Genomic DNA, 21,948 nt, shown 5'->3' with positions numbered 1-21,948 from the left:
CTTCCTTGTCGGAAAAAGCCGTAGGCTTTACAATGCTCTCATCTGTCCCGATAAAAGCGGGATCGCTGCAAACCGCACCGCTCAACGTATGTAAATATACGCCTCGCGGTTCGGTTTCTTGCGTGCCTGCATCTGAACATCCCGTATCAAGTACGGGACAAGCTTTTGAATAGCCCCAAAACTTGGGATTTTTCAGCGAGTCTCATTAAAAAGTTTATTATTCGATTTAATTATGGTAAGAGTTTTTCGTCAAAAGGAACATTTATGGATAAACTTAAAGGTTCGCAAAGAAAATATTTACGCTCGCAGGCACATCATTTAAAGCCGCTGGTGATAGTCGGGACAAAAGGCGTAACAGGCCATTTAATCGGTTCAGTTGACCTTGCCCTGAAAGATCACGAACTCATCAAAGTAAAATTCGGCGAGTTCAAGGAAACCAAAAAAGAAATCTCCGAAGAAATAGCCCAATCCACCAAAAGTGAACTTATCGGACTCATTGGCAATATCGCAATCTTTTACCGTCAACACCCGGACCCGGAAAAAAGAAAAATTAAAATACCATAATCTTAATTACATAGTCTTCTTTATATCCGTCTAATCCGGTTGGTCAATTTTATGCACAGCGAGATATCGTTCTACGGCTTGTTCAATCGTTGGAAAGAAATTATCAACGCCAAGCCTGTTGAAAAGGCCGTAACGCTTGAGCATGTCTTTTACCGGACCTTTCATTTCCGCGAAAACCAAATCCATTCCCGCCTGATGCAGAGAGTTGTCCAGTTCAGCCAGCATGTCCGCTGCCGTGGTGTCTACATCGGTAATCGGTTCAGCCGTCACGACAACCCACTTGGTTGGTGTCGGAGCGTCGGCTACAGCGCGCAGTATATTTTCAAGGAAAGTCTCCGCGTTGGCGAAAAACAGCGGCGCATTCCATCGGAAAAGTACCAATCCGGGAATAAGTCTGGCCTCTGGATGGCGGGAAATGTCATGATAACTGTTCAGTCCCTCCACATGGCCGAGCACGGCATCATAAGGATGCCATGCTCGCCAGATGAAAGCGACTAATGCCAGACCTATGGCAATAAAGATACCCTTGATGATGCCCAGAGAAATTACACCCAGAAAACACGCCATGGAGAAAACGAATTCTTCCCGTCGCAATTTATATAAACGCGCAACGACATGAAATTCAAAAAGATAGATACAGGCGCAGATGACTACGGCGCCCAGCACTGCCTGAGGAAGATTTTTGAGCAGATTCGGAGTGAAAATCAATAGAAGGGCGATGCATAATGCACCGACCAAACCGGTGATTTGTGTTTTAGCTCCTGCCGATTCGGCTACCGGTGTGCGTGAGGCGCTGCTGGTGACAGGAAATCCCTGAAAAAATCCTGCGGCCGCATTAGCGGCGCCCAGAGCGATGATTTCCTGATTGCTATCAACTTTGTGACCGGTACGCATGGCGAAGGTTCGGGAGAGAGTGCTCATATCGGCGAACGAAACCAGAGCGATGGCCACCGCGGCGGCAAACAAAGCCTTGAATTCCTCAAAAGAAACCAGGGGAATTTGAAATTGAGGCAGTCCCTGTGGCAATGGCCCGACCACGGCAATTCCGGAACTTACGGATAAATTAAGCCAGGAAGAGATAATTGTTGCGCCTGCTACTGCGATTAGTACACCCGGAATCTTTGAGAACCAGCTCTTGCAACCAAGAATGATGATCAAGCATGAAAATCCGATAATAAAGGATGTCCAGTTTATTTGTCCATTCACAATGCCTTGTATCAGACCGTTTGTTTCCAGTAAAAAATTATTGCCGCTGACTGAAAAACCGAGAACCTTCGGCAACTGACCGATTAAAACTGTGAGCGCGATTCCGTTCAGATAACCTATGCGGATCGGTTTGGAAAGAAGGTCGGTAATGAAACCGAATTTAACGAGACCGGCTAAAATACACAAAGCGCCGGCAAGCACTGCCAGCATTCCGGCGAGAGCGATGGCCTTATCGGGATTGCCCGCGGCAAGGGGCAATATTGCCGCAGCGATGAGGCCGGCCAAAGCCGAGTCCGGTCCCAAAACCAGAATTTTGCTGGGTCCGAAAAGAGCATAAGCGATAAGGGGTATTATTGTGGCATAAAGACCATAAATAGCTGGCAAACCCGAAACTGATGCGTAAGCCATACCTACCGGTACTAGAATAGCGGTTAGCACCAGACCGGCAATTATATCATGGATGACCCAGTCACTTTTGTAATTACTCAGTGTTTCGATAAGAGGAATCCATTTGGATAGACCACGGGGACGAGACTGATGAACAAAAAGTTTAGCAGCGGGATTTTTTTCTTCCAAAAATATACCTCATTAAATGAATAGTTATTTATTCATAATCATAAAAATCTTTTTTGTTGATTGTTTGTTTAACTGATGTGTTTTTAAAAATAAAGCAATTTTAATATGGAGTTAATTGCGTTCATAAATACGCTTTACATGGCAGACACTTCAGGAAATTCGAAACCTTAGTGTCAATTCTAATTTGATCTATTTTTTGATTATAGCCATCACGTTTATTTGGTATGAGAAAGACGTTCCTTGTTGTCTAACAATGCGATAACATTATATTTATATATTATAATTTATCTTGCTTGACAAAAGTAAAAAAAACATTATTATATGAATGAAATTTCATGTTGCACGTTTTTCCTTTTGATTGTCCCTTCCAAACTGTACGTTTCTGCCTATTTCAAATTGCTTATGCGTTTGGTTGTATAAAGCTTATTACTTTTAAGTGATGTATGAAAAAGAATGTTGACGTCTTATTAACAGAGGAGAAAAAAAGGAGAAAAAAATGAAAAAAATAATCACAGGAATCATAATTTTGTTTTTTGTTGTAACCGTGGCGCTCATTCCATTAAATGGCAAGGCAGAAATGAAAGTTATGACCGATAATGAAATGCAAATGGTTTCAGGTCAGGTATCTTTAGCCGGCCTTGTTGGAACGGGTGATGGCATTTTTAGATCTACGATGTTAAAAATAGGGTTTAGTCCTGCAGTAGTTACGACAGTTGGAAGTAGCATAGCATCATTAGCAATGCCTCTGGCAATGCCTCTGATTAACAGTGACCTGGGGACAGCTTCTCAACCAACTGTTCAATTATTATTGAACTTTCAAGTTCCCCAAGATGTAATAAAAGCTTTGTGTACAATTAATTAAGTAAATCAATATATTTTTGTAAATTCCCCGTCCTCATGGTTTTAAAAGGCCAAACCATGAGGACGTAAGTATATGTATTTATATTGATTAATGCCCCGCCAGAATGGAATTTTTCTACATATTGAAAAACGTATACATTTTTACTTGACAAAAATAAAAAGAGTATTATTATAAATTTAAACCTGTATTTCAAGCGGTACGTTTCTCCTTCTGATTGTTGACCATGTCATCCTGTACGTTTCTGTTCGTTTTAACCCCATGCTTTAGATGATTTTATTGGTTATCCTTTGAAGTTACATAAGGAAGAAATTGTTGGTTTCTTAAAAAATAAAGGAGAATGGAAAATGAAGAAAGCAATTACAGGAATCATGGTTTTATTTTTTGTTTTGGCTATAACGATTGTTCCGTTAACTGCAAAAGCTGAGATGCAGGCAATGACCGAAAATGAAATGGAAATGGTCACAGGTCAGATAACCGGTGCTCAACTTATTAGTGGTTTAATCACTGGAGTTCAAAGTAGTTTAAACTACTGGGGCGTTAGCGATGCTCAATTTACAACCTTTTTGACCCAGGTAGGTACGTCTAAGTTGTTTACTTCTGTAATAAACAGCCCACTGGTGAAAGCTATTACGCCATGTATGACCAAATTGTTAAATTATAACTTTTTTTAAGAAAGTACATAAGCGTTTATTTTCAAACGTCCGCCCTCATGGTTCAAAACTCACCATGAGGGCGGTTTTTTTTGATGCAATCTTCTTAAGGGGAAAATAAATTCTATTTTTCCGTCAAAAACCAATGTACAATAACATAGTCTGTTGATATTTCATTAATGCTTAAAAAAAGAAGATTAAGATCCGGCTGATTCAGCCTTAGGGAGATAAAGGCTGGTCTTCAATATCGACTTCGAAAGTGTTGAGAAAAATGCTTATCATCATGTAGCATCCCACGGCAATAGAAAGTTCTACCATTTCTTCATAAGAAAAGTGTTTGCTCAGTGCAGTGAAAGTTTCATCACTGGTTTTGTGATTTTGAACCATCTCTTCGGTAAAACGAAGCACCAGGCGTTCAACCTCTGAAAAAACAGGTGATTTTGAACCTATGTTAAGTGCTTCAATCTTCTCCTCCGGCATGCCTACCCATCGGGAGACTTTAAGATGTTGATGCACTTCGTATTCCGAATGACAAAGAATGCCGGCCCGAACTATGGCCATCTCTCTCAGTATCGGGTTGACTTTGCCGTTTATGAGCACCGACGCGGGCAAAGTAATGAATTTACGGGCAATCGGATATGTGGCATGGGTAATGATCTTGAAAATGTTCATTTGAGGTTCTTTTCCCAGCAATGCCAGTTTATTGGGATCCGCTTGAGCATCTTGCGCTGTAAAATATGGTATGCGTGCCAAGACAACCTCCTCTTTTTGAGCATAGAATGCATTGCCTATAATATAAGGTGACGTTTTTTATCAAGTCTTTTTGTATCCGGAATATCAAACTGCTACATTGATTGCGCCTGTTCTTTCGCGTTATAGGGATCATGGTCGATAATTTCAGTCCGGTAATTTCTATTAAATGAGGTCGTTCTTCTCTCTAAAGAGCTTCTCTGCAAGAGTTTTGATGAAGGCATGCTTATTTTATAGAGAGAGATAATCATAACTTATTGTTAGTAGCCGCATAAGAGATTGACATTGATCCAAATTTTGTTTAATTTTAAAATAAAAGCAATCAATTTACGATAAGGCACTTATGTCAGATGAATTTTCCAGGTATGAAACCAATAGAAGAGTGAAACAAATTTTAGTAAGCCGCAATGTTGATATGACGAAAATCAACTATTCTTGTGTCAATAAAACAATACATTTCTATGGCAGTTTGAGTAAATTATCTCAGGAAGACTTGAGTCTTCCTAACATTGAAGCTTTGGTATCGGAATTAATGAACCTGCCCCATGTTAGCAATATTCAGTTTGATTTGGACAATTGGTTCATTTCTGCTGAACCAGGTGATGTAAGTATTACAAGAGTTGGCGGAAAATCAATAGATAAACACCAGGGGAAAAAAGACCAGTCGGAATAATAGAATTCTTTCCTTTAAAAGTGGTGCTATCTTCTGGTCAGTTGCCGGTATTTGATGCGGTGGGGTTGGCTGGCGGCGCTGCCGAGTCTTCTTTTGCGGTCTTCCTCATATTCAGAATAATTGCCGTCGAAGAAAAGTACCTTGCTTTCACCTTCAAATGCCAGGATATGCGTACATATTCTATCCAGAAACCAGCGGTCGTGGCTGATGACGACGACACAACCGGCAAAACTCTCCAGCGCATCTTCCAACGCACGGAGCGTGTTGACATCCAGGTCATTGGTCGGTTCATCAAGTAAAAGCACATTGGCTCCTTCCTTGAGCATGCGTGCCAGATGAACGCGGTTGCGTTCGCCGCCGGAAAGAGTGCCTACTTTCTTTTGCTGGTCTGTTCCGGAAAAATTAAATCGCGAGACATAAGCGCGTGAATTAATCTGTCGACTTCCTATGGGAATAATATCCTGTCCGTCGGAAATCATTTCCCAGATGTTTTTATTGGAATCGAGTGTGTCGCGGCTCTGGTCAACATAAGCAAGTTTTACTGTCTCACCGATGCGTATGTCGCCGGAATCTGGTTTTTCCTGTCCGGTGATCATGCGAAACAGCGTGGTCTTGCCCGCGCCGTTGGGACCAATTACGCCTATGATACCGCCGGGTGGCAAAGTGAAACTCATACCATCTACCAAGAGCTTTTCACCATAACCTTTGTTTACATCTTTGGTTTCAATCACCAGATCGCCCAGACGGGGTCCCGGCGCGATAAATATTTCCCGCGTGCCGGATTCTTTATCCATATTTTTTCCCAACAGTTCCTCGTAAGCATTAATGCGCGCCTTGGATTTGGCGTGCCGGCCTTTGGGCGACATGCGAATCCATTCGAGCTCGCGCTCCAGAGTTTTTATTCGGTCGCTTTCCGCCTTTTCTTCATTTTTCAGGCGGTTTTGTTTTTGCTCCAGCCATGAAGAATAATTGCCCTGCCAGGGAATGCCCTGTCCGCGGTCGAGCTCCAGAATCCAGCCGGCGACGTTATCGAGGAAATAGCGGTCGTGAGTGACGGCGATGATGGTGCCTTCATATTTCTGCAGATGATGTTCGAGCCAAGCAACGGATTCGGCATCCAGATGGTTGGTTGGTTCATCCAGAAGCAGAATGTCCGGCTTTTGCAGAAGCAGACGGCACAGCGCCACGCGGCGTCTTTCGCCACCGGAGAGAACTTTTATCGACGTATCGCCGGGCGGACAGCGCAAAGCGTCCATGGCCATTTCCAGACGCGAATCGATATCCCAGGCGTCAAGTGCGTCGAGTTTTTCCTGCACGGCGCCTTGCCTTTCACAGAGTTTTGCCATCTCATCATCCGACATCGGCTCGGCAAACTTCTCGTTTATTTCATTGTATTCATGGATTAAATCCATGGTGCTTTGCACACCCTGTTCCACAATTTGCCGTACGGTTTTGGCTTCATCCAAACGAGGCTCCTGTTCCAGATAGCCAACCGTGTAACCGGGAGAAAGAATAGTCTTCCCTAGAAAATCTGTATCCACACCGGAGAGAATTTTCAGAAGAGAACTTTTCCCGGAGCCGTTTAACCCGATAACGCCGATTTTCGCGCCGTAAAAATAAGACAGATATATGTCTTTAAGTACCGGTTTTTTTTCGTATATTTTACTTACCCCGATCATGGAGTAAATTACCTTGTTTCCTTCATTGGCCATAAAAAATTTTCTCCGTAAAGCAGACGTTAAATATAAGGGAATATTCCCTGAATGATTAAATTAAAATTATTCTTGATGCTGCTTTTGCTGGAGAGGATGCCCATGTGTCCGGGAAGAATAAGTTCCAGATCAAGTTTAGAAAAAGCAAGGATGCTTTTCTTTAATAGAGCGCCGTTGCCTCCGGGAAAATCGGTTCGCCCGACGCTTTGGTCAAAAATCACATCACCGCAGAACAATGCTTTTTGCCCTGGCCAGTAAAGACCGATGGATCCGGGTGAATGGCCGGGGGCAAGAATTATTTTAAATATTTGGTCTCCCAAAGCTACGTCGCCTTCTTCCAGCGGGAAATTTACATTCATCTTGGGAACGTTGATTCCGAAAAGGCTGTATAACTCGCCGCCATCTCCTTTTAAAAATTCAATTTCTTTTGTATGCAGCCCGACCTTAACTTTTTCCTGATCAAAAATTTCAGAACCCTGAAAATGATCAGGATGAGAATGGGTGTTGATGACGTAGCGGATCTCTTCTTTTTTAATACCATCGGCGGACATTTTATTCAGCAGATCAGGCACGTATCCGGTTAATCCGGGATCAATTAACGCCTGTACATTGCCGCCGATATAGAAACTGTTGCAGTTATTTTCAAAAGGATTGGTCCATTCATAAATATAAATATCGTTTTTTAATATCATGGTTAATTCCCTTCTTTCGATTTAGCCGGAACGAAAATCCAAAGTAAGATGTATAATAATATGCCTGTGCCGAAACATATGATAAGTGTTGCAAACAGCAGACGCCAAGCCCAGGATGGAATTGGAGAGCTTTCACCAAGGCCACCGCAAACACCGCCGATCCATTTGTCAGAATCTGATTTTGTTAAGGTTTGCAGCCAGTTTTTCTCTGTCATCAATTTTTCTCCATCATAATTTTGTAGCTTAATTTTTAATCAATCTTATCTTTAAATTATAACATTTTATTTTTTAGAGGGGAAAAGGTCATTAATTGGCAAATCTGATGTCCGGTGGCTCACGCCGATGATGTTTCCTTGTTTATTCACGAGAATTAATGTCGGAACTCCGGTAATGTTGTAGTTATTGGCAACACTGCCGTCTGAGTCAAGTAGAACAAGATAAGGGAATGAATTTTCTTTAGCAAAACGAGCCACTCTTTTAGTCGATTCGTTTATATCAATATAAAGAAATTTTAATCCGTGCCGTGCATATTTTTCATAAAGGGCTTTATAGTAAGGCATTTCACTGCGGCAGGCCGGGCACCAGGTGGTTCCGAAAAACATTACGACCGGATTTCCCTTTTGACTGCTTAATTTAAACATTTTTCCCTGAATATCATATAATGAAAAATCAGGTGCCGGAATGGAAAAGACACTGGGCCTGTATTGTCCAAATGACAGAGAAAATGGAATACAAATCAATAAAATCGTGAAAAATAACAGTATTATTTTTTTATTCATCAGAGCCTCGTTTTTCTATATTGATAAAACGCCCGCAGTATACAGGAAATATTCAGCCGCGCCAATTAATATCAATCCAAAAACAAATTTTATTTTTGTCATCCAAACTCCGGATTTGGGCAATGTGGCAATAATCCCGGCAAAAGTACCGACGATAATCAGCAATGTACCCATACCAAAGGCGAACACAAAAAGAAGAGTTATTCCCAGCATAACATTCGTCTTTACAGCAACGTATCCCAGTAAAACAGCCAATACAGGAGTAGTGCAGGGACCGATAACTACACCGGATAAGATGCCTACCAAAAAACTGCTTAAAAATCCTTTTTTATTACTGTTGGCCGATATCTTGATAAGCTTTTGCGGAAGGGGCAGGGAGATACTGAAAACATCCAACATGGATAGTCCCATGATAAGGCATAAATTACCCATGATGAAATACGTCCATGGAGTTGTTTGCATTTGTCCGAAGAGTTTGCCCGATAAAGCGGCTACGCCGCCCAGAATGGAGTAGGTGAAAGCGAGTCCACCAACATAAAACAACGAAAGAAAAAATCCACGGAGCTTGGATGAAGAACTTTGCGCTCCAATAAAGCCGACGGTCACAGGAATCAAGGGATAAGTGCAGGGAGTAAAGCTGATTACAAGTCCGCCCAAGTAAGCGGCTAAAAACGCTAAAAATAGCGAACCCTGCAGATATAAAGATAAATTATTAATCAGATTTTCAATCATTGTTCTTTTTCTTTGTTTTGATTTTATACCAATTCGCTTGTAAGTTCCCACCTTGCAGGTGGTAATTACCGGCAAGGTAAAAACCTTCTTTATTATGCGCTCCCCTTACGGGATACGCTCCCGGTATTTGGTTAACTTTGTCGGCTGCGTCGTTATCCTTTGAATTGAGATGGTATTACTTACTGACAAGATAGAGAAATTGCTTTAAGGCGTCAAGTAAAAAGCTTTCTCCAAAATATAGTGTGTTTATTTTATTATCTATATCAAATTATTATCTATATCAAACAGTATAACGAATGGCATACATTTTTTCAGCAGTAGATTCATGTTGACATTCGGATTTAATATGGCAGAATTCCGGGTACTGCCTAGAAACATGATACATTAAAGATAAAAAAGTTAGCATGAAAATTTACATGAGAGGTGTTGTTAGCACGACCGGATAAAAATCAGAGATTGTCCTAAGAAGTTTGAAAAACAAATAAGGAGCAGGTTTTCATATGAAAAGGATAGTTCTCCGTACCAAATTGTGTGACATGCTGGGCATCGAGTATCCCATCATCAGTGCGGGCATGGGCCCCACATTGATTGGTGAACCGAATGGGGCGCCAGTAGAACTTGTCGTGGCTGTATCTGAGGCCGGAGGTTTGGGAGTTCTTGGCGGAGCAGGCTTCAATATCGATGAACTGCAACAGGCCATTCGGGAAATCAAAGCCCAAACCGACAAACCCTTTGGTGTTGACCTGCTGCTTCCTCAAAATGTTATAAAAACAGATGGCTCGCATGAGTCTATTCCGCTCATGACTTTACTCGAAGGCCTTCCCCCACCATATCTTGATTGGTTCTATAAAATAAAAGCGGAAATGGATTTGCCGGAAATTGATCTCATGGTAAAAATGGACACGACTGTAGTGCAACCCCAAGAAGCAATTCGGATCTGCATCGAGGAAAGAGTGCCGCTCTTTTGTGCCGGTCTGGGCAACCCGGGGGGTATGGTGAATGAAGCTCATGCCCATGGGATGAAAGTTCTGGGAATCACAGGCAATGTGAAAAATGCGAAACGTATGGCCGTATCGGGTCTCGATCTTATCGTGGCTCAGGGTCATGAGGCAGGCGGTCATACAGGAAGAATCGGTACGATGGCCTTGCTTCCCCAGGTAATTGATAGCGTAACACCGATTCCGGTATTAGCGGCTGGAGGTATCGGTGACGGACGTGGATTGGCGGCTGCTCTGGCCATGGGTTGTATCGGAGTCTGGGTAGGGACACGTTTTCTCGCTACAAATGAAGGCGGTGCCATGGATCTTTGCAAGCAACGTATTCTTGATGCTACTGATGAAGATACGCGCGTCAGCAAGCTTTATACCGGCAAAACATCTAGGGCCAATTATACCAAAATCCATGATCTTTGGGATAAATCTGGTCTTGAAGCAATGCCCTTTCCCATCCAGGTCCTTTTGGCCTCGGCACTGCTGGGATCCTTCGTGAAAGGCAATAAAGAGGACTATATCGGTGGATTCGCCGGACAGATTTCTGGCCTGATTCATAAGATTGTCCCCGCCCGTCAGGTGGTTGAGGATATGGTGGCTGAAACTGCAGAAATTTTGATGGAGAAGTTACCGCAGACCGTTACAATAAAATGATAAAATGTACCGGATGAGAATTGAAGTTGGCTGAAAGATCATTTGCTCATTAAATTTATAACTAAAGGGAAAGGATGACGAAAATATGACGAACGAATATCAGGAATACTTCAAAGAAGAACATGATATGCTGCGCAATTCAATCAGATCTCTTGTTAAAAAGGGAATATTGCCGGAAATTGAAAAATGGGAAGAAGCGGGAGAATTCCCTCGGGAATTATACAAGATCGCCGGGGATATGGGCTTTCTGGGAATAGGATATCCTGAGGAAGTAGGCGGAACGCCCGGCGATATTTTTCTTAAAATCGTCGTGGTTGAGGAACTGATGCGTAGCGGATCAGCCGGTCTGGTTGCCGGTCTCGGATCTCTGGACATTGCCATACCGCCGATCGTGCGCAGAGGCACACCCTTCCAGAAGGAACGTTTCGTAAAACCTGTTCTTAGAGGCGAGAAAATTGCCGCTCTGGCTGTTACTGAGCCGGGCGGAGGGTCGGATGTTGCCAGCCTTAGGACAAGAGCTGTGCGTGACGGTGATTTTTACGTAGTCAATGGAAGTAAAACTTTTATAACAAGCGGTGCACGAGCCGACCAGATCACCTGTGCTGTGAGAACCGGCGGTGAGGGTGCGCACGGAATCAGCTTTCTGATTATTGAATCTAATACCCCGGGATATTCGACAGGCCATCCCTTAAAAAAAACCGGGTGGTGGGCATCGGACACGGCGGAAATATTTTTTGATAACTGCAGGGTACCGGTGGAAAACCTGATCGGAGCAGAAAACAAAGGATTCTCCATCATCATGGAAAATTTCCAAAAGGAAAGACTCATGCTTTGCATCATGGCCAACATGACGGCGCAGATTGCCCTGGAAGAATCCATAAGATACTCCGGTGAACGAACGGCATTCGGTCTGCCGCTAAGAGGCTTCCAGGTGACAAGACATAAACTGGCGGACATGGCCACACTGGTGGAAGCAAGCCGTGAATTCACATACCGGGTTGCCGCCAAGATGAATGCTGGTGTAAATCAGCTAAAAGAGGTTTCCATGGCCAAGATATTCGCCTGCAATGTCAGCGACAAGGTCACCTATGATGCAGTTCAGATATTCGGAGGATACGGCTTCATGCGAGACTACCTGGTTGAACGCCTCTACCGCGACAACAGAATCCTTTCCATAGGCGGCGGGACCACTGAGATCATGAAAGAAATTGTTTCTGGCTTAATCATGTGATCTCATCTGTTTTCAATAACTCATCTATGCCGCTAAAGGATTTAGTATTAAGCGTGTTGCCATGCTACTTCCTGAAGTAGTTGTTTAGAATGATAACCTTGTCCTATTCTTAAGGAGGCATTTGGACATGACGATGATACGTCCTGTGATTGTCGGTGTCGGCCAGATAACCCATCGTTTTGGAGATAACGAAAACGCATTGCACCCCCTGCAACTGGCGAAAATGGCCGTTGAGAAAAGCCTTGACGACGCACAATGCTCCGAAATTCTTCGCCACGTTGATTTATTGTCTGTTATCAACATGTTTTCCTGGACGTATGAAAATCCGTCTGGCCTGCTTTGTGAAATGCTCTCCATTAAGCCGAAAGTGGCTGAATACACTGCTATAGGAGGAAATACTCCGCAATGGCTGGTGAACAGGGCCGCTAAAAAAATTGTGGCGGGTGAAATAGAAATAGCCTTGATTTGCGGAGCGGAAGCCATGTATACGGTTGCTGCCGCAGCGAAAAAAAATACTATTCTGGACTGGCCTTATTCTAAGAACAATCCAACCATGGTGGGCGATAACCGTTCTGCATCGAATTCCGACGAAGTTAAGCATTATGCAGAAGTGCCCATCACTGTATATCCTCTTTTCGAGAACGCTTTGAGATCTGAACGTAATCTCAGTATTGCAGATCATAATAAATTCCTAGCCGAATTCTGTGCCGGATTTTCTAAAATTGCGGCAAAAAATCCGCTTGCCTGGTTTAGAGAAGAGAAAAGTGCTCAGGAGATAGAAATTGTAACTCCGGTTAATCGCATGATCGGTTTTCCTTACACAAAATTTATGAATCCGATAATGGATGTAAACCAAGCCGCTGCTATAATTATTACCAGCAGTAAAGTTGCTAAGCGGCTATCAATACCGAAAAATAAATGGATTTATCTGCATGCCGGATATGATGCTACTGACAAATGGTTCGTATCAGACAGGGCAAACTATACTTCCAGTCCGGCAATCAAGGAGATAGTCGGCGCGGCGCTTGAGTCAACCGGAATTAATATCAGTGAAATAGATTTCTTTGACCTCTATAGTTGCTTCCCCTGCGCGGCGGTTATAGCGGCAAAATCAATAGGATTGAATCTTAACAAACTGCCACCTTTGACGATAACGGGAGGACTGGCGTACTTTGGCGGTCCTGGCAACAATTATTCATTACATGCCATTGCTCATGCCGTGGAGAGGTTGCGAAAAAATCCTGAAGAATTAGGTCTCATCACCGCTCTGGGATGGTACATTACAAAACACTCTGTTGGAATATACGGCGGAATGGAACCAAAGAATTTACTTTGCTTTGATCAATCTGAAAATATACAACGCAAAATCGACAGCATGCATAGTCCTGAACTGGCAGAAAAACCAGGCGGTCCGGCGATGGTTGAAACTTATACAGTAATGCATGATCGCCATGGGGAACCCCTTAATTCCATAATCATAGCAAGATTAGAGGACGGCAGAAGGTGTTGGGCGCATACGGAAAAAGACCCGTCCCTTTTTCAACTCATGGAAACAGAGGAATTTGTCGGAAGAAAAGGATTGGTTACCTCGCGTGATAACGCACCAAATTTGTTCCGCTTTTATTAAGTTGTCCGCTAACAATCCTTATTTATTTTCCTATATCCCGGCTTTGGCGGCTCTTCGGGCGGCCCGGCAAAGATTTGTGCAATTGACACCCATTTGCTCGCAACATCTCCTTTATATACTATACCGGTATCGATAATATTACGCCGCTGTGATACCAATAGACAAAAATCTTCTGCAGTGCCGCAGATAATGTTTTCAGCGTCCTCGGGGCCCCATGTCCAAAGATCTCCTGACGGACCGGTCAGCTCAACTCTTACCGGTTCATTCGGAACTTCCAGTTGACGAACAGTAAAACTCCATTTGAAAGTGGCTACTCCGAGATGGGATATATGTTTAAGTCGGTTGGATGCCGGACGTGATATAGAAAAAGTATCAACTATATCCTGGCCGTGCGCCCATGTTTCCATCATTCGCGCGACCGCTGAAGACCGGGCGCTCATCGTGGGGCCGTACCATGGCAATCTGGTCTTTGGATCTAAAGATTCATAGGCTAAAATAAGGTTTTTGCGCTCCTTACGCCACCATGAAAGCAAATCCGCAATGGATAGATTACCCCCAACTGAATTTACTCTTTCGTGTAGTTCGTCATAGTTTGTAATGCCGGAGAGCATATTTGCTGTATGTTTTTCGAACGCCTCAGCATCAGTTGCCGAAAGCATGGCGGCATTATCATAATAGACCAAGTGACTGATTGTATCTTTTGCGGTCCAATCAAAAAACGGCGTTTTAATATACCAGTCCTTCTCATCGAGGCCTGAAACAATAGTATCAAGGGCTTCATATTCTTCTTTAAGATCGCGGACTATTTCTTTCATTAACAAATTCCTTATATAGTTATTTTCACGTTAAAGACAAAAAACATTTAATTGTTTGCCGGATAGCTATATCAGTAAAAAATTAAATCTCCCTAATAAAAATTCCTGCCAAAGAGCTGCTTGCTCAGGCCAATGAGGTCCGACCATTTCAAAAGACCACCCTTATCGGGAGGAAATCCGGTACCCCAAATCATTCCGACATCAATCATCCGCGGATCTTCTACGATCTTTCTATTGAGCAAGTCATTAGCCATTATTACCATGCCGGTGATCAAACCCATTTCAATTTCCTTCTCTGATAATTCCGCGGGGTCTCTTTTCGATATGAGCGGCAGCACTTCCGGATCCGTGCTGCCGTCTTTCAGGAACATTCCCTTCCCGGATTTTTTCAGGCCGAGACGCCCCGACTCCACTATATTTTTAAGGGTTTCCTGCGTAATCCCCATCGAGGCAAATGCTTTATAGAGAACATCGATGCCCACTTCATCGATAAGCCTGAGCGGTCCTACAGGCATTCCGAATTGCACAATAGCTTTATCGATTTTCTCGATGGAATTTCCTTTTTCGAGATATTCAATGGAATTGTAGAGATAAGGAAAGAGCAAGGCATTCACGACAAAACCGGGATTATCCCTGCAAACAATCGGACGTTTACGAATAGAGGCGGCAAAGTTCAGAAGATTATCAATCGTATCCTGACTGGTCATTTTACCCCGGATTATTTCCACGAGTTCCATGATCCAGACAGGCGAAAAGAAGTGAGTGCCCCCGAAACGTTCAGGAAAAGTTACAAACTTGGCCATAGCAGCAACAGGAATAGAAGATGTATTGCTGGCAAGGATGCAATCATCCCGCACGACTTTACAGAGTGATTCATAGGCCTCTTTCTTCACATTAATACTTTCGAAGACCGCTTCGATAACAATATCCACTTCATTGAATTCTGCGATGTACTCTGAGGTTGTGGTGATGCGTTTCATAAGATCATCCACCGTAGATTTCAATCGCTTTTTTTCTGCCATTCCCTCCAGAATCTTCCGCACGAAAGCAAGTCCCCGCTCATGAGCATCAGGGAAGTCTTTGACAAGCACGGGCATTTGCGTGTTGCGCAGAATATCGATGATAATGCCCCGGCCCATAGTTCCGAATCCCAGGATGGCTGCCTTTTTCAAAGGTTTTGGTGTGAAACCTTCAGTCATCATATTCCTGGGCTTGTCCGTCATTGTCTTGATGAAGAAGGTATTAATGCTGCCTTTGGCCTCATTGGAAAGGGCAGCTTGAGCAAAATATTTCTTTTCCAATTCCAGGGCCTCGCTGAGTGGAAGGTTGAGACCCTCTTCCATTGCCCGGATACAAAACATAGGCCCGGGGATTTCTCTCCCCTTTGTGACTTTTAAAACGTTTTGGCGGGCCATCTCAGCCACCGCTTTGACCTGGGAGAAATCATGTACCGGTCGTTCCAGTTTGGCTTTTCCGGCAGCGATCTCCCGAAGAAAAGACTTTGCTTCTGTAAGCAAGTCTTTATCTTGCGGTATTATCCGGTCAATGATGCCCGCTTCCAGTGCTTTGGGAGCGGGGAGGAGGGTGCCCTTTAATATCAATTCTATGGCGTTGTATCCAATAAGCCGGGGTAGACGCTGGCTTCCTCCAGCGCCGGGGAAAATACCGACCTTGCATTCCGGCAAACCGATAACTGTATTTTTAGCATCCGTGGCAATCCTGGCAGTGCAGACGAGGGCAAACTCCAGTCCGCCTCCCGCACAAACACCGTTTATAGCCGCCACTGTCGGAACTTTAAAGTCGCTGAGTTTGTTGAAGGCATCATGGAAATAATCCAATCCCTTTTTAACAGAAGCCGGATCGTTCATTTGTTCAATCATCTTCAGATTGGCGCCGGCAAAAAAATTATCCGGTTTACCGGAAATAAATATGTATCCGATGACATCTTTTTCTTTTTCCAGGACATTGAGAATTTCGCCAAAATTCATAATGGCCTCTTCTGTCCATGTATTCATCGCTTCATTGGGCACATTAAAGGTTACTATTCCTATGTTATCTGCTTTCTCTAAATTAAATATATTAGCCATCTTGATACCTCCATGTATTCAGCAATTTGATGGAACATTAAAAAATCAAGCGTGAATCGCATTCGCAAAAGGCTAACGGGCAAACTATTGCAGCAAAGTCAGCTAATGAAAGCATTGTTATGATTATTTTCTAATCCCCCTGATTATAAGCTTCATAGCACTATTGATCGTGGATCTACGATAATCGACTTTCCCTTTTTCCAGCCTGTTTTCCTGGAATTGGATGATACCCATGAAGGTATTCCAGAATACAATTGCCGTCATTTTGGGATTGAGTTTTTGAAAAAGGCCCTTATTGATCCCTTCGGAAACAATGATCTCTAATTGGTGAAGATTAGAGCGCATCAGGTGTTTGAGATGATCAAGCTTTTTGGGGGAAAGGAGATTAGAGAAAACGGAGGCTTCATAGCGCGATATGAGATGATAAGCATCAGGGTCTTTAACATAAAACTCATAAGTGGCATCGGTTACTTTTTTTATTTTGAGCTCAGGAGAAATATTTTTCATGCTGGCTATTTTGCTCAGCTTTTTGGAAAGCACATCCAAGGATGGTTCGACCATACTATAGTAAAGATCAATTTTGCTTTTAAAATAGAGATAGATAGTTCCCTTGGATATTTCGGCCAGTTTCGCTATGTCTTCAATAGTTGTGGCTTCGTAACCTTTCTTATAGAAAAGAGCGGCAGCACTATCCCGGATTTGCTTAATTCGTAATTCTTTTTCCTTTAGTTTTCTTTCGTTGATGCCCATTATCCTATAAAACATCCTTTATAACGATATGGAAACATAGAGAGAAAAACGCGTTCATTAAATGAACGTGTTCATTTTTAAACCCAAAAAATGAGATTGTCAATTGGTTTTTTAGTAAGATTTCATAGATTATTTATCTAGTTGAGATACGAAAAGCAAAGTCTTTGTGTTCATATAATGAACGGTCTGTTGGCACTTTTTTTATGAATTGATTTTAATAACTCGCATAAAATCATTTAAAAATAATGGTCCCCATGCTATAGGGATAACCTGTAAAATCCATACGACAATTCGTTTTTCAAAAACTTGTCAGGGATGGAAAATAAAACAATTGCTAACGATCATGATTGAATTTCTGAACACAGAGAGCACTCTGCAAATAGTGCTGAAGCATACTGAGTCAAACAGCGTCCGGAGAGTGATGGTCTTTCACTTTTTTTAATTAAGCAAAATCCTATTTTAGGATACTAAAGATTAATGGTCATTTCTAATGACTTATTAAATATTAAATAAAGACCGATAAACCACTTATAGATCGAAAGGGGGCTTTATGAAAAAAATCAGGGAATGCGTTCTAATTGACGGTGTAAGATCGGCAAACTGTCGCGCGCACGCGGAGAAAGGATGGTTCAGAAACATAATGCCGGATGTAATTCTCACAACAGTTTATTCTGCTTTATTTGATAAGGTTAAGAAGATCAGACCGGAAGACGTTGAAGCGGTTTATGTGGGTACCTCAAATCAGTCCGGTTGCCAAAATGAACTGGCGCGCTTTTCATGGCTGGCTGGTGGATTTCCGGAGAGTGTTCCACAGAATCATGTTAACATGCAATGCCCCTCAGGGATGGCAGCAACAGAACATGCCGCAAGAGCTATTTTAGCCGACGAGGGAGACATCTACATTGCCGCAGGTGTTGAAGACATGCAGCACGTTCCAATGGGTCACTCTATGGAATGGCCTAAAAGGTTGTTTGAAAAGTATAATATGAACGATCTTATGATGGGTGTAACAGCGGAAAAAGTAGCAGAAGTTTATAATATCAGCAGAACAGACATGGAAAACATGGCATACTGGAGTAATATGAAAGCCGCTCAGGCTACGAAGGAAGGAAAATTCAAAAGAGAGATAGTTCCCATAGAAGGAGAAAAAGAAGACGGCACAAAGTTTATGGTGGATACCGATCAATGGATAAGAGAAGATATAACCATGGAAAAAATGGCGACGATGCAGTCCCCATTTAAGCCCGGTGGTGTAGTAACGGCAGCAACATCTTCACCGCTGTCAACCGGTGCCGCGGCCATGTTGCTGATGGAGAGGAATCTTGCGGATAAACTAGGGCTCGGCTATCATTTAAAATATGTGGCCGGAGCCATGGCAGGCTGCGACCCTTATGTAATGGGTATAGGTCCGATACCGGCAGTAAAAAAAGCTCTGGCCAGAGCCGGACTTGACGTAAAGGACATCGGCATATGGGAAATCAATGAAGCTTTCTGCAGTCAGGTGTTGGCCATTGTGAGAGAGTTTAGAATTGAAGAAAATGCTCCTTTTAAGAACGTAAATATCTGGGGCGGAGCCACCGCTCTTGGTCACCCGCTGGGCGAATCGGGAGTCCGGCTTTCAGTAACATTGAACACCATTATGAAGACGGAAAGAAAAGACGCCAAATACGGTTGCGCCAGTCTTTGCGGCGGATGGGGTATCGGAAATGCTGTGATATGGGAGAATGTTCATAAATAGAGTCTGAATAAACTTGAATTCACAAGCGCGGCTTTAAATGTACTTTTCGAATAAAGATTACATTTGAAGCCACGCTTTTTAGTTTTTATCTGCAGTGTTTAAAAGAAAAATGGACAGATTTCACTAGACAACAAATTGAACTTTTAGAAGATTCTTTTCTATTCGTTAGAAAACCGTTAGAAGAGGGTAAAAAAAGAAGGTTTAGAAGCATGTACAGTAAACTCCTAAACCCTTGTTTTTTAAATGGTGCCGAAGCCGGGATTTGAACCCGGACAGGCGTACACCCACTAGACCCTGAACCTAGCGCGTCTACCAATTCCGCCACTTCGGCACGCAAAACGTGCACTATACCTATCATCATCTTATTGTCAAGATAAAATGAACTTGAATTTAATCCCCAAAATGCTATGTTAGCAAGCCAATTATCTTAATGGTTAGTAGAAAAAATGATTATATTTAAGGGAATAGAAAACATAACTGAAGATTTTCGCGGATCATTTGTGACTATCGGCAACTTTGACGGTGTACATCTGAGTCACCAATTCATTTGCCGTAAACTTGCTTCAGAGGCGAAAAAAGCAGTAACGAAATCGCTGGTTATTACTTTTGATCCGCATCCCAAGATGATTCTTCATCCTGGCATACGGCCATTTTATCTGATCACTACTTTGGAAGAAAAACTGAAATTGCTGGAAGATTGCGGAATTGACGGGACATTGGTAATACCTTTCTCCATGGATTATTCCCGAGTGACTGCTGAACAATTTGTCCGGGATTTTCTCGGGCAAAAGCTGGCTATTAAAAAAATTATTGTCGGCCATGATTACACTTTCGGTCAGGGCAAAAAAGGCAACAGCGATTATTTGATTTCCCGCGGGAATGAAATGGGATTTACTGTGGAAGTTGTTGATGCTGTTAAAGCGGGGAAGGATATTATCAGCAGCACGCTTGTAAGGAATTTGATTATCAAAGGCGACGTTAAAAAAGTGACCAATTTGCTTGGAAGATGTTATAATATTGCCGGTATTGTCGTTTCGGGAAAAGGGCGCGGTGTTGGGCTTGGTTTTCCTACGGCTAACATAGAGCCAGAGAAAGAATTGTTGCCGCAAGCGGGAATATATGCCGCCTTCGTCGATGCGGATGGAAAGCGTTATATGGCTGCTTTAAATATTGGTGAGAAACCAACCTTCGCTGATTATACTTCTACTTTTGAAGTTCATCTGCTTGATTTTTCCGGTGATCTCAGAGGCAAAAGATTAAATACGGAGTTTGCGGAGAAGATTAGGGACATTATCAAATTTGATAGTCCCGAAATGTTGAAGAAGCAGATTGCGGCGGATGTAGAAAAAGCAAGATCAATTTTGCTTAAGAATATTGAAAATAAATAACAAAGGAAATTTAGATGGAGGTTAGTAAAAAGATGTTAAGAATTGCTATTGTCGGTGCAACCGGGATAGTCGGTCAGCAGGCGATTGTCAGCTTGATCGGGCATCCCTGGTTTAAAATAACAAAGTTGGTAGCTTCGGAACGGTCGGCAGGGAAAAAATATATTGAAGCTCTTAAAGATGCCAATGGCTCTTCACGCTGGTGGTGTACTGAAGAATTGCCCGATGATATCGCTAAAATGGTTGTAGAAGAAGCAGCTTCTTTCGATGCCAGATCGGTGGATATCATTTTTTCCACAATGGATGCGGGTGCAGCCAAAGAACTGGAACCGAAGTATGCCAAAACTACACCGGTTATCAGTACAGCTTCGTCGTTTCGTTATGAAGATGACACACCGATTCTTGTCGGTGGAGTGAATATGGATCACGCGGCATTGCTCGCGGTGCAGCAGAAGAACCGCCGCTGGAAGGGATTTGTTTCTCCAAAACCGAATTGTACGATTGCCGGATTGGTGGTTTCTTTGAAACCGATACAGGAGCTTTTTGGCGTAAAGCAAGTAGTGATGACTTCGCTTCAGGCCATGTCCGGCGCGGGAAGAACTCCGGGCTTATCCGTTATGGACATGACGGAAAATGTTATTCCCTATATATCCGGCGAAGAGCCAAAAGTGGAAACTGAGCCGCAAAAAATTTTAGGAAAGTTTACCGGCAAAAATATTAAGCATGCGCCTTTTGGTATTACGGCGACATGTACCCGCGTACCTGTGCTTGACGGTCATATGGTGTGCGCTTTTGTGCAAACAGAAAAACCCTGTTCGCCGGAACAAGTGAAAAAGGCAATGATGAATTTCGGCAAGGATTTTATCGATCTTGACCTGCCCAGTTCACCGGCGCATCTGATTGATGTTACCGATGATCCTTTCCGTCCTCAGCCGAGAATGGACAGAGACAAGGGCGGTGGGATGACTGTTACTGTTGGACGCATCCGCAAAGATCCGATTATTGAAAACGGGATCAAATATGTTTGCCTTGCTCATAACACCAAGTTGGGAGCGGCCAAGGGTGCTCTGCAAACAGCGGAGTATCTGGTCAAGAATTATCTGAAACTGGTTAAATAATTTATCATGAGAACCCGGTCTTTATTTTCGAAGGCCGGGTTCTTTTTTAATTTACCTTGTTGCATTTGCTGTTAGAATGCAACATTTTCTCCCGCCTTTTAATTTCAATATTACTTGACAAAGCCAGCTGATCTTTACATAAAATAAGCTATGCTAAATAAGCTAAATATAAATCATAAAAAACAGAGCCTAATCATCTACATTGCTTTGATATTGGCAACGCTTGCTGTTTTCTGGCAGTTAAACCACTGTGACTTCATCAATATCGATGATGAAGTTTATGTTACAGAGAACCTTCATGTCCAGTCCGGAATCACGCTGGATGGAATTCGCTGGGCCTTCAGCACAACCTATGCTG

General features: G+C 42.9%; 22 protein-coding genes and 1 tRNA gene. 11 read left to right on the top strand and 12 right to left on the bottom strand.

Annotated elements, in window-relative coordinates; genetic code table 11:
- Positions 1–264: 264 nt before the first annotated feature.
- Entirely contained in the window at positions 265–564 is a 300-nt protein-coding gene (locus tag CVU62_09090) for a ribosome assembly RNA-binding protein YhbY (GenBank protein ID PKN37865.1), read from the top strand.
- 30 nt (positions 565–594) lie between these two features.
- Here CVU62_09090 and CVU62_09085 read toward each other — a convergent pair whose 3' ends face one another.
- Complete coding sequence (locus CVU62_09085; GenBank protein PKN37864.1) at positions 595–2,346, bottom strand: sodium-independent anion transporter; 1,752 nt, start codon at positions 2,344–2,346, stop codon at positions 595–597.
- Positions 2,347–2,842: 496 nt separating this feature from the next.
- On the opposite strand from CVU62_09085, the gene CVU62_09080 reads away from it, so the two are divergent.
- Positions 2,843–3,208, top strand: a complete 366-nt coding sequence (locus tag CVU62_09080) for a hypothetical protein (protein PKN37863.1) — start codon at positions 2,843–2,845, stop codon at positions 3,206–3,208.
- Here the strand turns inward: CVU62_09080 and CVU62_09075 are convergent.
- Positions 3,201–3,401 (bottom strand): hypothetical protein, encoded by a 201-nt coding sequence (locus CVU62_09075; GenBank protein PKN37862.1) that lies wholly within the window; start codon positions 3,399–3,401, stop codon positions 3,201–3,203. The genes CVU62_09080 and CVU62_09075 overlap by 8 nt on opposite strands.
- Positions 3,402–3,552: 151 nt before the next feature.
- Between CVU62_09075 and CVU62_09070 the strand changes: the two genes are divergently transcribed.
- Complete coding sequence (locus tag CVU62_09070; protein ID PKN37861.1) at positions 3,553–3,879, top strand: hypothetical protein; 327 nt, start codon at positions 3,553–3,555, stop codon at positions 3,877–3,879.
- A gap of 198 nt (positions 3,880–4,077) precedes the next feature.
- Here CVU62_09070 and CVU62_09065 read toward each other — a convergent pair whose 3' ends face one another.
- Positions 4,078–4,611 (bottom strand): carboxymuconolactone decarboxylase family protein, encoded by a 534-nt coding sequence (locus tag CVU62_09065; GenBank protein ID PKN37860.1) that lies wholly within the window; start codon positions 4,609–4,611, stop codon positions 4,078–4,080.
- 340 nt (positions 4,612–4,951) lie between these two features.
- Here CVU62_09065 and CVU62_09060 point away from each other — a divergent pair, with 340 nt between their 5' ends.
- Positions 4,952–5,281 carry a hypothetical protein gene (locus CVU62_09060; protein PKN37859.1) on the top strand — a complete coding sequence of 110 codons (330 nt, stop codon included), beginning with the start codon at positions 4,952–4,954 and terminating at the stop codon, positions 5,279–5,281.
- A gap of 26 nt (positions 5,282–5,307) precedes the next feature.
- On the opposite strand, the gene CVU62_09055 is transcribed toward CVU62_09060, so the two are convergent.
- The 5 genes from CVU62_09055 to CVU62_09035 all read right to left on the bottom strand — a co-directional run bounded on the left by CVU62_09055 (position 5,308) and on the right by CVU62_09035 (position 9,271).
- Positions 5,308–6,993, bottom strand: a complete 1,686-nt coding sequence (locus CVU62_09055) for an energy-dependent translational throttle protein EttA (protein ID PKN37858.1) — start codon at positions 6,991–6,993, stop codon at positions 5,308–5,310.
- Between the two features lie 26 nt (positions 6,994–7,019).
- Complete coding sequence (locus tag CVU62_09050; protein PKN37857.1) at positions 7,020–7,685, bottom strand: MBL fold metallo-hydrolase; 666 nt, start codon at positions 7,683–7,685, stop codon at positions 7,020–7,022.
- 2 nt (positions 7,686–7,687) lie between these two features.
- Positions 7,688–7,900, bottom strand: a complete 213-nt coding sequence (locus tag CVU62_09045) for a hypothetical protein (GenBank protein ID PKN37856.1) — start codon at positions 7,898–7,900, stop codon at positions 7,688–7,690.
- A 66-nt stretch (positions 7,901–7,966) separates the two neighbouring features.
- On the bottom strand, positions 7,967–8,464 hold the full coding sequence (locus tag CVU62_09040; GenBank protein ID PKN37855.1) for a hypothetical protein: 498 nt from the start codon (positions 8,462–8,464) through the stop codon (positions 7,967–7,969).
- Positions 8,465–8,479: 15 nt separating this feature from the next.
- Positions 8,480–9,271, bottom strand: coding sequence for a hypothetical protein (locus tag CVU62_09035; GenBank protein PKN37854.1), 792 nt, complete (start codon positions 9,269–9,271; stop codon positions 8,480–8,482).
- 425 nt (positions 9,272–9,696) lie between these two features.
- Between CVU62_09035 and CVU62_09030 the strand changes: the two genes are divergently transcribed.
- The 3 genes from CVU62_09030 to CVU62_09020 all read left to right on the top strand — a co-directional run bounded on the left by CVU62_09030 (position 9,697) and on the right by CVU62_09020 (position 13,697).
- Positions 9,697–10,839 (top strand): 2-nitropropane dioxygenase, encoded by a 1,143-nt coding sequence (locus CVU62_09030; GenBank protein PKN37853.1) that lies wholly within the window; start codon positions 9,697–9,699, stop codon positions 10,837–10,839.
- Positions 10,840–10,924: 85 nt separating this feature from the next.
- Positions 10,925–12,070: an acyl-CoA dehydrogenase gene (locus tag CVU62_09025; protein PKN37852.1), complete on the top strand. Its 1,146-nt coding sequence runs from the start codon at positions 10,925–10,927 to the stop codon at positions 12,068–12,070.
- Between the two features lie 127 nt (positions 12,071–12,197).
- Positions 12,198–13,697: an acetyl-CoA acetyltransferase gene (locus CVU62_09020; GenBank protein ID PKN37851.1), complete on the top strand. Its 1,500-nt coding sequence runs from the start codon at positions 12,198–12,200 to the stop codon at positions 13,695–13,697.
- A gap of 8 nt (positions 13,698–13,705) precedes the next feature.
- On the opposite strand, the gene CVU62_09015 is transcribed toward CVU62_09020, so the two are convergent.
- The 3 genes from CVU62_09015 to CVU62_09005 all read right to left on the bottom strand — a co-directional run bounded on the left by CVU62_09015 (position 13,706) and on the right by CVU62_09005 (position 17,364).
- The gene (locus CVU62_09015; GenBank protein PKN37850.1) at positions 13,706–14,512 is read right to left on the bottom strand and encodes a TIGR03084 family protein; all 807 of its coding nucleotides are present in this window, start codon (positions 14,510–14,512) and stop codon (positions 13,706–13,708) included.
- A 92-nt stretch (positions 14,513–14,604) separates the two neighbouring features.
- On the bottom strand, positions 14,605–16,599 hold the full coding sequence (locus tag CVU62_09010) for a hypothetical protein (GenBank protein ID PKN37849.1): 1,995 nt from the start codon (positions 16,597–16,599) through the stop codon (positions 14,605–14,607).
- A 123-nt stretch (positions 16,600–16,722) separates the two neighbouring features.
- Positions 16,723–17,364 carry a hypothetical protein gene (locus tag CVU62_09005; GenBank protein ID PKN37848.1) on the bottom strand — a complete coding sequence of 214 codons (642 nt, stop codon included), beginning with the start codon at positions 17,362–17,364 and terminating at the stop codon, positions 16,723–16,725.
- A gap of 544 nt (positions 17,365–17,908) precedes the next feature.
- On the opposite strand from CVU62_09005, the gene CVU62_09000 reads away from it, so the two are divergent.
- A complete protein-coding gene (locus CVU62_09000) occupies positions 17,909–19,087 on the top strand; it encodes an acetyl-CoA C-acyltransferase (GenBank protein ID PKN38061.1) in 1,179 nt (392 codons plus the stop codon).
- A gap of 244 nt (positions 19,088–19,331) precedes the next feature.
- Here CVU62_09000 and CVU62_08995 read toward each other — a convergent pair.
- A tRNA-Leu gene (locus CVU62_08995) sits at positions 19,332–19,418 on the bottom strand.
- Between the two features lie 115 nt (positions 19,419–19,533).
- On the opposite strand from CVU62_08995, the gene CVU62_08990 reads away from it, so the two are divergent.
- The 3 genes from CVU62_08990 to CVU62_08980 all read left to right on the top strand — a co-directional run.
- Positions 19,534–20,475: a hypothetical protein gene (locus CVU62_08990; GenBank protein ID PKN37847.1), complete on the top strand. Its 942-nt coding sequence runs from the start codon at positions 19,534–19,536 to the stop codon at positions 20,473–20,475.
- Positions 20,476–20,507: 32 nt separating this feature from the next.
- A complete protein-coding gene (gene asd / locus CVU62_08985; GenBank protein PKN38060.1) occupies positions 20,508–21,590 on the top strand; it encodes an aspartate-semialdehyde dehydrogenase in 1,083 nt (360 codons plus the stop codon).
- 150 nt (positions 21,591–21,740) lie between these two features.
- The coding region (locus tag CVU62_08980; protein PKN37846.1) for a hypothetical protein at positions 21,741–21,948 on the top strand (208 nt) is incomplete at its 3' end.

This window comes from Deltaproteobacteria bacterium HGW-Deltaproteobacteria-2 (genome assembly GCA_002840505.1).
Lineage (GTDB): Bacteria > Desulfobacterota > Syntrophia > Syntrophales > Smithellaceae > Smithella.
The sequence above is the reverse complement of the archived record's forward strand: the minus strand, read 5'-3'. Positions and strand labels throughout refer to the sequence as shown.